Raw genomic sequence first — 13,888 nt, 5'->3', positions numbered from 1 at the left:
GGGCAACCTGATTTTCGGAACAGGTTGCCCTTTCTCTTAGCGCAGCTTGGAGCTCGTTCCTATTGCTAATCAATGCTTTATACCTGCCTGCCGGTCATGCTGGCACAACAGCCGGGTATTAACCCTTGGTTTTCAAAATAAAACTCCTCCAAAAAAGCGCTTACACTTTTTTAACCTCGTGCCCCATTAGCCCGGGCACACAGTAGCCCTGAACGATATGAAATTTGGAACCAAAGCCATACATGCTGGCGTCAGCCCTGACCCTACCACCGGCGCCGTGATGACCCCCATTTACCAAACCTCTACCTACGCACAAGACGCACCGGGACAGCACAAAGGGTACGAATATGCCCGTACCCAAAACCCCACCCGGACGGCCCTGGAAGCCAACCTCGCCGCTCTGGAGAACGGGAAGCATGGCATTTGCTTCGGGTCAGGCCTGGCCGCTATGGATGCCGTGCTCAAACTCCTCAGCCCTGGAGACGAGATCATCTCCACCAATGACCTTTACGGCGGCTCTTACCGCCTCATGACCCGGATCTACGCCAAGTATGGCATCAAAGCCCACTTCCTCGACCTCAATGACCTGGAAGCAGTGAAGGCCGTTGTCAACGATAAAACCCGCCTTTTTTGGGTGGAGACGCCCACCAACCCTATGCTCAATATTGTCGATATTGAAGCCATCTGCCAACTTGCCCGCGAGAAAGGGATCTGGAGCTGCGTCGATAACACTTTTGCTTCGCCCTTCCTGCAAAACCCACTTGACCTCGGAGCTGATATCGTACTGCATTCAGCTACCAAATACCTCGGCGGCCACTCAGATGTGGTCTTGGGCGCCTTGATCACCAATCAGGATGAGCTCGCCGAGCAGTTCCACTTTTTCCAGAATGCCGCAGGGGCTGTGCCAGGGCCTCAGGATTGCTTCCTGGTACTCCGCGGCACGAAGACCCTCCACCTTAGAGTCGAGAGGGCGTGCCAGAATGCTGCACAGATTGCCGAATTCCTAAAAGCACAGCCTCAAGTAGACCAGGTCTACTATCCTGGCTTTACAGATCATCCTGGCCATACAACCGCAAAAAAGCAAATGCGTATGTTCGGCGGAATGGTCTCCTTCGACCTGAAAGGAGGAAAGCTCGATGATGCGGTCAAGGCCCTCAGCGGCACTCACTTGTTTACGCTTGCCGAATCCCTCGGGGGCGTAGAATCGCTCATCGGCCACCCTGCCTCAATGACACACGCTTCTATACCCCGTGCTGAACGGTTAAAAGTGGGGCTGACCGACTCTCTTATCCGACTTAGCGTAGGGGTAGAAGATGTGGAGGACCTGCAGCAAGACCTCAAACATGCATTGGGCCAGCTGTAGAGCCAAGCGCATATTTAGAGCGCTTAACCTGCTATGATCCCAGTAAATGCGCGCTTCTCTTGACAGGGAAGCGCGCTTTTTTTTTAACAACTATTTGTTTCATTTATTCCATTTAAAAACTTTTTGATTTATATTTGTTGTGTACGAAAGTAATTGAAACAAAATGTTGTCGCATGGAAATTCTACGATTACACATTCAGCCCTTCCTCCGGCGCAATGCCCTAAAAATAGGCATCATCTCAATCCTCGCATTCATTGCACTGAGAAAAGACCTAAGCTTTAACTTAAACCTGAATACCCCGGCGACCCCAAGGCAAGAAGCCCCCGCTGTGCCGGAAAAACAGGTGAAAGTGGAGCGCTATACCGAAGGTCCCGATCAAGGGCCAGGCTTTTCCTCCTCCCTTTCTGCAACAGACCGTTTCGACTTCAGCGGTGCAGGGGGCGGCCGCGCTCAGCCTACCGCTTTTGGGCGCTTAGCCGATCTCAACAAGGCGACGGTTGAACAGTACATCGAGCGGTTTGGCAAGGTGGCCAAACAAGAACAGGAGAAATTCGGCATCCCTGCTGCTATCATCCTAGCTAATGCCCTGCTGCACAGCCAAGCAGGCGAAGCGCTTTGGGCGAAAGAAGGGCGCAACAACCACTTCCTGATCCCCTGCACTCCGGATTGGCAGGGAGAACAAAAAAACTACGATGGCCGTTGCCTAAGGCAGTACCATAATGCATGGACTAGCTTCCGCGACCACAGCTTTTTCATTACAACAGGTACCTACAGCCCCTTGCAGCAGATCCCTTCTTCTGATATTAAGGGCTGGGCAGAAGCGCTTGAGCAAAAAGGCTTTTCTGCCGAGCCAGAACTGGCCCGGCAGCTCTTAGCAGTTATTGACCGTTACGGGCTTGAATGATGGTTCATGCACCTGTTTGAGAAATACCAGAAAGGGGCCTGCTGCCGGCTTGGGTGCTTTGCCAAACGGCAAGGGCCAAACGCCGGTGGCGCTAGGCCTTTGGCTTGCAGAGTAGCCCTTCAGGCTATGGGCAGAGCTTAGCCCCGGGCGCTAGGCCAAAAACAAGAAGCCAAAATAATCCTATAGGTATGTCTTCTAAAGGCGAAAGCATAGGCCCGGAGCCACCTGTCCCACGGCAAGCCTGATGAGGCTCTGAAAGCCTCAATCCACCTCCACTCCTTCCAAGGTATGTTTGTAATAGTCTACACAAGCGCCAAAAACCCAGCCCTCTTTTCCATTGGCCGAGCGGACTTTTACCCAAGGCTCTTCGGCGATGATGTCCCCCAGGTCGATCAGCTGTGTTGTATCGGTCACCTCATTGAGGAAGGCCACTTCATCATGCAATGCAAGCCGCTCCAGCACTTTGTATTTCAGCCCGGGGCCAGTCCTAAGGTTTAGGGCGGGAGTGACGACATATAAAGGAGTATAAGCTTCGCCCGGAGGAGCTGTCGGGCTTTCAGCCTCCCTGGCTAGCAGGGTATCCTTGGGCTGATATTCGGGGATGAGGCCAGCTTCAGCTGCTGCGATAGAATCTGCTTTCGCTTGTTCAGCATCCAATAGGCGGGCCTCTTCTTCATAAGCATTGCTTGTAGCAGAGCAACGGGAAATGGCCCAGGCTGCAAAAGCCATAAAAAACACCCCGATAATCAGGATTTCTACTTTGGGCAGTACACTCTTTTTTTCACTCATCGTTTTCAGGCTTTAATCTTTCTGGCCACTTGCCCCAAGCTTGTGGCACACTTTGTCGGGCATATATTTGCAAAAGTGCAGAAACCTTATGATTTTTGAAAAGCGAATTGGTTAATGCACGTTTTTTTAGCCACTTGGTGGAAAATGCCCACTGCACAAAAAGCAGTGCCCCTCAATGATGACTAACGGGTACAGCCCGGTTCCCACTCGTATACGCCCCCACTCCACCTTTCGACTATATCGCACATGTCAGATGATCTTCGCTTCCGCGTTGCGCTCACCCTCATCCCCAAAGTTGGTGCAGTGAAAGCCCGCAACCTGATGAGCTATTGCGGAAGTGCCCGTGCCGTGTTTGAGGCCAGCCCTAAAATGCTCGCTACCGTGCCTGGTATAGGAGAACAAATCGTTTCCCACATCCGGCAACCGGACCTTTTAGACCTGGCTGACCAAGAAATAGCCTTTATGACGGAAAATGGCATACAGCCAGTGTTTTATCTGGATAAGGGCTACCCCAAACGGCTCAGCCACCTGCCCGATGCCCCCCCTATGCTTTACTACAAGGGGGAAGCCAGCCTCAACCCAGAACGCAGTGTTGCCATTGTTGGCACCCGAAAACCCACACCCCAAGGGGTCAGGGCCTGTGAGGAGATTGTGGAGGGCCTTCAGGCATATGGAGTGACCATCATCAGCGGGCTGGCTTATGGCATCGACGTTGCCGCCCACCGTACGGCCCTGGCCATGAACATACCCACAATCGGGGTCGTAGCCCACGGGCTTAGGCATATCTACCCGCCACAGCACATCCATACTGCAAGGGAAATGATGGAGGCAGGAGGCGTATTGTCGGAATACCCCAGCCCGACACCGCCCGACCGCGAGCGCTTCCCTATGCGCAACCGCATTATCGCTGGCCTGTGTGATGCGCTCATTGTCGTAGAAACACAGCGCAAGGGTGGGTCCATGATCAGTGCTCAAATGGCCAATGACTACCACAAAGATGTTTTTGCCGTGCCAGGGCGCCCCAAGGAACGCAGTACAGAAGGGTGCAACCTGCTCATCAAAAGCCACCGTGCTTCCCTGATTGAACAGGCTAGAGACCTAGCCTACGTGATGCAATGGGAAGAAAAAAAGCCCGGCCATGGTATTCAACAGGCCCTCTTCCCTGACCTTTCTCCAGAGGAAGATGCCGTAGTACAACTGCTCAAAGAAAAAGAGAACAGAAGCATTGACGAATTGGTGCACCAGCTACAGCGCAGCCCACAAAAAATGGCAGCAGATTTGCTAGAACTCGAGTTCAAAGGGCTGATAAAATCATTGCCGGGCAAAAGGTACACGCTGTTGGCCTAAGCCTCAACGGAATAAGCCGCTGGAAATTTGTGTTCCATAAACTCAGCAGAGTATCTTTGATGTCCTCCCGGGCAGTTGGCTCTACAAAACAGCCCCCTCCCGGGAAAGACACCCGGGCGTAAACCAAAATATCGCAGGCATTTATGCTTTTCGGGCTTTATAGCCTGACAGCCTGGCATCGGCCTAGCGCTGCGAAGGGGTGGCAAGCCCGACAGGGCCGAGCGGGCAGCGAGCCCCGTAGCATAGCGGCACCTGTCCGCAGGCAGGGGCAGGCCCTCCAAAAAAATGACAATCTGGTTTGCGCCCAGACACACAACTTAGGCTATGGCATATTATCTACGGTATTTTCTTGTCCTGCTTACGCTGACCGCTATGGGCTGCCCGTCCCCTGCTACCCTGCCTGCGCTCAGCGAAGGGGAAGCAGCGCCCAGAAATGTTATCCTGCTGATTGGCGATGGCATGGGCATCGCTCAAATCACAGCTAGCATGTATCACGAGGGGAAACCACTAAGCATAGAGCGCTTCCCCGTGACCGGCATTCAGCAAGTACATTCTGCTGACAACTTGGTCACCGACTCTGCTGCAGGGGCAACTGCTTTTGCCACAGGCTCCAAAACTAACAACTCCGCGCTCGGGCTCAACGAGCGCTTGGAATCTGTGCCCACCATCCTCGAAATGGCAGAGCAACGAGGCTTGGCGACCGGGCTGGTCACTACAGCCCCCATCGTACATGCGACCCCCGCCGCTTTTTTTGCGCACGTCCCCCTACGTGGGCAGTATGAAGACATTGCGGTGCAGCTGACGCAGTCCGGAGTGGATTTTTTTGTGGGCGGTGGCATGAAGTATTTCAACCAACGCTCACAAGACCAAAACGATTTGATTGAAATCATGCAGCGCTCCGGGTACCTGATCTCCAGCGTATACGAACAGCCTTTTGCTACCCTGCAGCCCAATTTCAACCAAAAGTTCGGCTACTTCACTGCCATGGAAAACCCGCCAGCATTTTCAGCAGGACGGGACTACCTCCCTTTTGCCAGCCGTACGGCCACCCGTTTTCTCGAGCGGGCATCGGACAAGGGGTTCTTCCTGATGATTGAAGGGGCACAGATCGATTGGGGGGGGCATAAACAGGATTTTGACTACCTTCTTTCCGAACTGAACGACTTCGACCTTGCAGTCAGAGAGGTGCTGAAGTTTGCTGTAAAAAACAAGGAGACCCTGGTCATTGTAACCGGAGACCATGAAACCGGAGGGCTCGCTATCCAGCCAGGCTCCACGCAAGATTCGCTGATCGCAGCCTTCGCTACGGATTATCATACCGCTACGATGATACCGGTATTTGCATTTGGCCCCGGGGCAGGCTACTTCAGGGGGATGTATGATAATACGGATATCTTCCACCGTATGGTGCGCGCGCTGGGCTGGCAATAGTACTGATTTGACCAATCCATCGCGCTCCTTTTTTACCTAGTGCCTCAAGCCATAAATCCTTGACACCCCAAGTTTCGTTGTTTTCCGCCTACTCTTCGTTAAAGAACCGCTCCTTTAGCTCGGGCTAAAGTCGCGAACCTTCGCCTTGATTAGCCGGAAAGTAACTTCAACTTAAGTATCAGAGATTTATGGCTTAAGGCACTAATTTCTGCTTGCATACCACAGCCCAGCCATGTCATTCCGCCCTTCGCCCAACTGGCCACAAAACAAAACCGGGCTACAACCATGAAGCTGTAGCCCGGTTTAACCTGTAAGGCACTTAATTCAACTGGAACCGTACAATCACACCGCCCGATGCGTCGGTCCGTGGGAAACCAGCAGAAGTAGCAGGCACTGTGCGGCGGTAGTCAAAAAACAGCCGCAGCGACAAGCGCTGACTAATGGCGTACTCCACAGAAGGCGAAAGCGACAGGGCGTAGTTGCCTCGCGTTGGTTCACGGATGCCTTCGTCTAAGCGGTGCGCAAAAGTAACATCATCCCGGATCGACATATCGAAGTTGATGTCAAGGTCCTGCCCTTGCAGGCCACGCCCACCGCCGCCCCCTCGCCGGTTATTATTCCTGCCCGACTGGTTCTCCTCTTCGGCTTCTTCCTCGTCCCTTCGGTTGTTTTTCCGTTTCCCGCTACCTGTAAGGAATGGGATATCCACGTTCCGGATCAGGTAGCCAAAGCCAACGGTAAACTCCTCAGACTGAGTTTCATTGAGCTGATAATTGACGGTGCTCAGAGCCAGCGTCCTGGATTTTTTATAATCCACATTGAAGCTGATGCCATTGGTCAGCGTCATATCCAAGCCAATGAGAGGAGCAAAAGATTCTTGGATGACCACGTCCGCGATTTCCAGCCTTGGATAGAAATTGAACGAGCCCGTATCTATAGGAGATGTAGACCGGGTAGCCAGATAGGGCAGGCTCGTCCGGAAATTATTTACGCTCAGTGTAGAATTGTAGCCGTGGGAAAGAGAGAAATTCTGGAAAACTTTGCTGAAAAATGGGACCCTCGAAAGCCCATTATACTGCAAGCGCCAGTTGATCGAGGGCATTTGGTCAAAAATATTCAACCGGGTATTGTTGGGGTCTTCCCCCCTGTAGGCCGCGATAAAGGCAGGAAGGATAACCTCCTGCTGAGTGTTGCCATAACCGTCCGAATACCCCTGCTGCCCCAGGTTTTCATCTTGGTGGACCCCCTCTCCAAGGCGTTGGGAAATGATGATCCGGTTCGCTTCGAAAGTGCTAAACAAGGCTGTTATATCGTCATCGCTATCATTGAACAGCGTGCTCAACGCGTTGTAGGTAATCTGCATACTGCCAGTACGGTAGGGCACCGTATGCACCAAATTCCTTACCCCATCGCCCGGAAGGGTATCCTTGAATGACTCAGAGAAGTTTTCTTGGAACGTACGGTTCAGCTCCAAGTCTATGCGGAAGTCTTGGAAAGGCTCTATAGTAGCCTTAGCATCAAAGCGTTCGGAGTAGGTCTGCTGTACTTCCTGATTCAAGAAAGAGCTGCCGGTGATCCACCGTTCATTTTCCCGCAGCCAGTCGCCGGAAAGGTTGTCTGCATTGGGGTTGAAACGCTGGTCTTCCGTTAGGTTGCGGATATTTGGCTGTAGGCCGGCTACAAAATCCCATCCCGGGGACTCGAAGTTGTTCAGCCCCAAAATTTCAGAACGGGGCATATAGCCCGGCACGGTAGTAGAGAATTGTTCATTGTAGTTGAAGCGCACCCTCCTTACGGAAAGCAGCGGCCGGACAAGCACCCGCTCGAGGGTGGAGGGGTCCCTGTCTTTTTTATCCTCATCCTGCCCTTCCTCTTCCGCATTGCCACGGCCGCGGCCACGTGGGCTGGGCGCACGCCCCCGGGAAGCACCACCACGGTTGCCCCGGTTGATTTTACGGAGATAGCCAATTTTGTCGTACAGGCGCTCTAGGTCAAAGTCCAAGTCTGCTGTACGGTTTTGGTTGTTTTGGATAACGTTGCCGAGGCTGTCAACATTCAGGGCTGCAGCTGACCAGTTGTAGTTGCCCTGGTACTGCACCTTGGCAGTCACCCAGCCCTTGAGCAAGGGAATGTGCTTAATGGGCAGGTCATAGCCTACGCTGATGTTGTGCTGGTAATTCTTCGGGCGGCCAAACTGCTGAATGTTGGTCCAAATGCTGTCCCTCCGGATCTGCCGGGCCCGCTCAAACCCAAACTGCTCTACCAAGGCGGTTTCGTCGGGCTCATCGATGACCGCACTGTTGGTCGCATTGAAGTTGAACTTGAGCGACTTCGTCAAGTCCCACTGTAAGTCGTAATCCCGGTTCCAGGTAAAGCGCTTGTTGTAAAACGTACGGAACTGCGGGGCTACATCCGTGAAGCGGTAACTCGTCGTTTCAAAGGTCCGGTTCATGACCGAGCTAAAAGTAAAGGAGTTGGGCAGCGGGTTGAAATTGAACTCCGAAATCAGCTTCAGGGCATCTACGTTGATCGCCTTCAGCGGCTGAATGTAATTGGCGCGGCGGCTGTAGGAATAATCGATGGCCCCAGTATGCTGCTCCTCTTCATTGAACTCAATGATGGGGTCTTGGTATTCAGTTTCTGTATAAGAATAAGACGCACTGAAATTGGAAATATCCCAGGGCATAGGCGCTTTGGAGTTGTCGGTACGCTCCTTGCGTACATTGGTCAGGTTGACACTACGGATAGTCGTCACTTCCTGTGCGGCAGACCTGACGGAATCCCGCACTTCTGGGCTGTCGATATCTCGCAGCTTATCATCCAGGGTGATATCCAGGTCATAGGGGTCAAATTCAGGGGTAGTGGTGGTATTGGACAGCTGTGCATAAAGCGGCAAGCGGAGCCCCCAACGTTCGGGCAGGAACTTATCCAAGTTGAAATTGACTGCGAAATCGTAGCCTGTTATCCGCTCTCTGGCCCGCTCCTGCACCTTCTGGTCCAGTGCACCAAAACCGATACTGCTAAAATTGCCCGCCATGGTCACCGAACCAAAATCCGCCAGCTGAGCATCTACCCTTGCGGTAGCTGCTGCTCCGCCACGCTCATCCAGCCCGGTCAGGCGCAGCTCGTTCAGCCAGACCTCTAGATCGTAGAGCTCGTCATCGGTATTGAAGTCATAGGGGTTTCGCACTCCTACCATCAAAACTTTGACCTGTCCGACACTAGGGTTGCCCCTGATTTTCAGTTTGTGGATTTTTTCTCCTACCTGTTTTTCGATGCTGTACTCATCAGCTAAGCTAACGCCTTGGGCATTGCGCTCTTTTTTGAGGTCCACCAGCTCCTGCAGGCCAAAATCGAACTCATTATCAGGGCGCCAAACGGCACGTTTGTACTCCGGGCTATTCGGGCTGCCCATCAGGTCTTCCACTTGTGACATCGTTAGCGGGATCTCATACTCGTAGTAGTTGCCCTGAAAATCACTGCCCAAACGGACAAATATGGAGGTTGCCCCATCTGGGATGGTGGCCCCATTGGTCTCTTCTGCGTGGATGAACATTTTGAAGCGCTCATATACCCGCATGTCCATATTGATCACTTTGAAGATAGCGCGCTCCGCACCATTGCAAAGGTCTTCGATATCCATGGTGAGCGACTGCTCGTTCTGCAGATTGGTGAACACCCCCACGGCGCGCTCCCGCTGGATTCCATCGGGCAGGACATAGTTGAACGGAAGGCGGCCATTGTTTTCTTCGATGTTGACGTTGTCAACGGTGAAAGCCGTTTCGTCATCATTGCAGTTGGCGATAGCCGGGCCGCCAATTTCGGAAAGGTCCGGACGATAGCGGCGCCATTGGTTGCGCACCAGTTCGAGGCGGGCAAAACGCAAGGTTACCGGTGCTTCAAACTCTTGCAGGTACATCCGCATAAATTGGATGCTGCGGAAGTCCCGGATCCCCCCTACGGAGCGCTTCTGCGGGCCGTCGAGCGGAATACGGAAGCGGTACCAGATCCGGCCATTATCTGCAACACGCTGATCGGTAATGAACGGGGTTTGATCCGTATCAATTTCGCCGGGGCGCTCCTGGCTACGGCGCAAAGGGATTTTATACTCAAAGTAAGCCTCTGATTCGTTCAGGGTATTGTCTTGGTTAAGGTCCTCAGAATCTGGGACGTTCGTGCCGGTCTGCCGGAGGTTTTGGTTGCCCGTATTCTGAGAAGCCGAGCGGGAGTTGCCATCCGGGTTGTTGAATTGGCGGTAACGGTCGTACACCCCTTCTTCATTGCTCCAGTTCCCGTCGTTATAGTAGCGGAAATTGTCTTGAGCGGGGTCGACAGCCACCTGAGAGGCTACCACAGCATTCACTGCAGAAAGTGCGGCGAGGTAATCGGCATACTTATCGCGCTCATCCTCGTCTGACAAGCCATCAAGGCCAACGTCTTGTAAGGCTCGTGTTTCCTCGTCGTTGTCAAAAGCACGGGTAATCTGCTGGGAGACCGGCACCCTAGACCAAGCCGTTTCGTTGGTCCGCCGGTTGGGGTTGGCCGGGCCAGGCAAGCCATTCTCAAAGAACAGGCGGGAGTCACGGAGGACATCCTCAGAGACATTGCCCAAGTTGATGTAAAGATCGCCCTCCCGCCCGGCTGCATCTTGGGCTGCGCCATCTCCAGACTCGTCCAGGAAAGGGCTAAGCATCCAAAATTCCAAGAATTCGATATTGGCAGACTGGAAATCATTGGTAGTCAGATCGCGCATAATGCCTGCCCAACGGGTACTGGGGTCATTCAGCTCTACTTGCCCGTTGGAAAGGTTGACCCCTCGGGAAAAGCCTGGGTACCCATCGGGCACATCAAAGTTGTAAGGCCCCCGCTCATTGGGGTAGTAGCGCAGGTCGAAAGTCTGGATATTGGGCAGCTGATTGGGCTGCAGTTGAAGGTTGGGGAAAACTTCAGTCTGCATCACCTGGCTGGTGAAAATATTGTCGTTATCAGCCCCATTCCGTGCAACTTGGTCAATGCGGTACCAATTGAGCATTGCCCTGTTGGCGCCGTAGCGCAGGTCATTGATCAGCTCCCCTTCCGGGAAACGGGGGTTGTTGTTCTGTGCATCGTTGCCGGGTACACTCGCCAAGCGCCAGCGGTTGGCCTGTGCCCGGAGGTCGAAGCTGCTACCGCTCCCCTCAAAGTCATCTATATAAACGACACCGCCTTTGTCCCGGCTATTCTGGTTGATGGCACGGGCGTGCCCAGGCTGAATGGCAGCTACTTCAGCCGCCACGGTAATGCTTGAAGGCTCCTTAGTAGAAATCCCTGGCAGGGCATCCACCGCGCGGGTCAGCCATGGAGCCTGACGGCTTAGGTTCATATCCAGGCCATAGATGTTATTGTTGATGGGGTCATCGCCTACATTCACCTTTTGGGTAAAGGGCCGCTCGAAAAGCTTGAGGAAAGTAGCTCCGATATTGAAGTTCTCGTCTACCTGATAGTCGGCCCTGAGCCCGACCATGGTTTTCTGTTGAAAACCGAACAAGGTATTGTCCTCAAAAGAGATATTGACCGGCACCCCAGACTGCAGTATGGCGTCGTTGAGGATGCGGACTTTGCCGATGGCATAGTCCACTTCATAGTCGATGCCCTCTTTTAGCTCCTGCCCACCGGCACGGACACTCACCGAGCCTTGCGGGATGTTGAACGCACCAAGCGAGATTTCTGAAGAAACGCTGGACTTGTACTCCCCCCGGATGATAAAACGGTTCTGTTCTGCCGATTCCTGTGCCAGGAACTTGGTGGTTTCGTAAAGCGAATCGTAGACGTATTTCCGCCGGAGCTCTTCATCGTTGATCTCCTGTGAAAGGTCGGAGCCAAAGGGCTCTAAGACCGGGAACATAATACGGCCGTTGCGCGGGTTGATGGTCACCCCCGGCACAAAGTCGAAAATACCATCGGGCTGCGGGTCGCCTTGGGTATTGAGGTTGTCGAGGTTGAACACCCGCAAAAGGGGGATGCCAGCGATCTCCGTTTCTGGGATAAAACGCTTCTGCCCAGCCCCTGGGTCATCGTAGAAGATGTCGAGCCGGAAGTCCTGTTGATTGACCTGAAAAGCGCCAATAGAATAGACGTTTTTCATCATCAGGTCCCAGGTTGGCACATCCGTGCGCTGTGTCATGCTTTTGAGCATCTTCACGAAGAGCACCTTCGGGGTCAGGTTGGTGGTATCTGTGCCTACGGTGCTGTTGTTGATGGACATCTCCCCCACGCGGTAGATATTGCCATTGTACTCGTACTCAAAAGCCACACCGAGCACCTGATCGGGCTGTACATTGATGTTGACCGAAATGAAGCCAAGCTCGGGGTGGAAAGTATACTCAGAAGGCTGCAGCTTACGAGCGCTCACCTTCTCGAAGTCGCGGTTTTGCTGCAGGTCAAATTCGTTTCTCAAAGTCGCCACCGCACGGTCGATATTGCGGATGTTTTCCCCTTGGCTGATGATACGGCTGTAAAGGTCGTTGGCTGCGTTATCGGGCAGGGGCTTCCGGTCGATGAGGTCAAGGCGGTTCCAATTGGGGTTGGGCGTGACTTTATCAGGGCTGACGAGCAAAGTGGGCTCGGCCAGGTCGGCCAGGGCTACAATATCTCGGACATCCGTCACCTCATTCCGGTCGTTGGTGATCCAGACTTCCAGCTTCTTGATTTTGAAGAGGCTGTTGACCTGAGGCAGGTTGCGCAGGGACCGGTTGAAGTTGTCCCGGTTGTAATGGGTAAGCAGGAAATGGCGGTTTTCGTCATATTCATCTGCACGTACTTCAAACTCCTGTACCTGGCTTCCGCCCTCGATCTGGATATTCTCCCGCTGAGACCGTTGCTGGGAGGCGATGGCCGTCAGGCGGAGGTGGCCAAATTTCAGTTCTGTTTTTAGCCCGAACAAGCTCTGCCCGCCTTGGATAAGGTTGCCGCGCAGCGGCAGGCTCACGTTGCCCGCTTCAATTTTTTGCAGGATAGCATCTTCGCCCCCGGCAAAGTTGTCGGAATTGTAGTCGAGCTTGATCTGGTTATCGAAATTAAAATTGGCATTGGTATTATAGGTGGTAGTCAGGTTCAATTTTTCCCCAATCTTGCCGACGACGTTCATATTGATGTCCATGTCGAAGTCAAAATTGGTAAGGTTCCGCTGCCGTTCGGGCAAGTCAGGGCGCTCAGTGCGGCTAGAGCGCACCCCAAAGGTGAGGTCGATATTGCCCTGAGGGCGGATGTCTACCTGAGTACCGCCAAAGAGGCGTTCGAGGAGGTTCTCCTTGACGTCGATCTCTGCGATAGGGTCATTAGCGCCACCGAAGCCGGAGGAAGAAGCGCCGGAGAGCTCGCTGAAGTAGCGCTGTTCGTCCTGTTTGCGGCGCAGCTCCATGTATTCATCGAAAGAGAGGAAAGTAGGGGGGCGGTAGTAGTCGTCCCCAATTTTTTCGGTAATGATATATTGGCCTGTTGCAGGGTCGTACTCCACATTTTGCTCTATGGCGTTGGGGTCCTGCAGGTCAAAAGGGTTGGCGTTGGGGTTGGTGATAAAGTCCCCAAACCGCTCGTCCAAATCGGGGAAAGTGTCTAAGGCAACAACCATAGCTTTCCGGTAAGGGTCGCTCAGGTTGTCCGGTTCAGCGAAAGCGAAAGGTGCCGTTGCAGCAGACAGGGCAAAAAGTAGAAGTAGTCGGTTCATATTCAAAACTAGTTGGGCGGCCCGTTCCAGGCCTATCCAAGGGCATTGTAGCCGTTTGATCCGCTTCATTGCACGGGTCAAAATGCGATGGAAAAAACGGAAGGGCGCTGCTCAGCACCCGTTGTAGTGACAAATGCAGGTTTGTTGTGCTTTAGCCCCTGCCGGCTGGCCAGCCGCTAGGCTGCTGGCACCCCCACAGGTTTTGGCTTTCCTGAGTCTTAACGCAGCGGTTCGCGCTCCTTTGCCCTTTAACCGGATTTTAACACCTGCCTGCAGGAATGCACCCGGGAAAGGCGCCGCAAAGAAAAGCATTTCGGCGGCAGCCACCAAACAAAGGTGCTGCTGCTA

Annotated in this window: 6 protein-coding genes; 4 read left to right on the top strand and 2 right to left on the bottom strand. The window is 53.4% G+C overall.

Annotation, left to right across the window (positions count from 1 at the left end):
* Window positions 1–217 precede the first annotated feature (217 nt).
* Entirely contained in the window at window positions 218–1,363 is a 1,146-nt protein-coding gene (locus tag FRY97_RS18215) for a cystathionine gamma-synthase (protein ID WP_147169000.1), read from the top strand.
* A gap of 173 nt (window positions 1,364–1,536) precedes the next feature.
* Window positions 1,537–2,268, top strand: coding sequence for a glucosaminidase domain-containing protein (locus FRY97_RS18210; RefSeq protein WP_147168999.1), 732 nt, complete (start codon window positions 1,537–1,539; stop codon window positions 2,266–2,268).
* 261 nt (window positions 2,269–2,529) lie between these two features.
* On the opposite strand, the gene FRY97_RS18205 is transcribed toward FRY97_RS18210, so the two are convergent.
* Window positions 2,530–3,057 (bottom strand): SH3 domain-containing protein, encoded by a 528-nt coding sequence (locus FRY97_RS18205; protein ID WP_147168998.1) that lies wholly within the window; start codon window positions 3,055–3,057, stop codon window positions 2,530–2,532.
* A 246-nt stretch (window positions 3,058–3,303) separates the two neighbouring features.
* On the opposite strand from FRY97_RS18205, the gene dprA reads away from it, so the two are divergent.
* On the top strand, window positions 3,304–4,404 hold the full coding sequence (gene dprA, locus FRY97_RS18200) for a DNA-processing protein DprA (RefSeq protein WP_147168997.1): 1,101 nt from the start codon (window positions 3,304–3,306) through the stop codon (window positions 4,402–4,404).
* A 324-nt stretch (window positions 4,405–4,728) separates the two neighbouring features.
* Window positions 4,729–5,835, top strand: coding sequence for an alkaline phosphatase (locus FRY97_RS18195; RefSeq protein ID WP_246141816.1), 1,107 nt, complete (start codon window positions 4,729–4,731; stop codon window positions 5,833–5,835).
* Between the two features lie 319 nt (window positions 5,836–6,154).
* Here the strand turns inward: FRY97_RS18195 and sov are convergent, their stop codons facing one another.
* Window positions 6,155–13,540 carry a T9SS outer membrane translocon Sov/SprA gene (gene sov / locus FRY97_RS18190; RefSeq protein WP_170254736.1) on the bottom strand — a complete coding sequence of 2,462 codons (7,386 nt, stop codon included), beginning with the start codon at window positions 13,538–13,540 and terminating at the stop codon, window positions 6,155–6,157.
* Window positions 13,541–13,888 lie beyond the last annotated feature (348 nt).

Origin of the sequence: Phaeodactylibacter luteus (assembly GCF_007993045.1) — a bacterium.
In the GTDB taxonomy this organism is placed as follows: Bacteria; Bacteroidota; Bacteroidia; order Chitinophagales; family Saprospiraceae; genus Phaeodactylibacter; species Phaeodactylibacter luteus.
The sequence above is the reverse complement of the archived record's forward strand: the minus strand, read 5'-3'. Positions and strand labels throughout refer to the sequence as shown.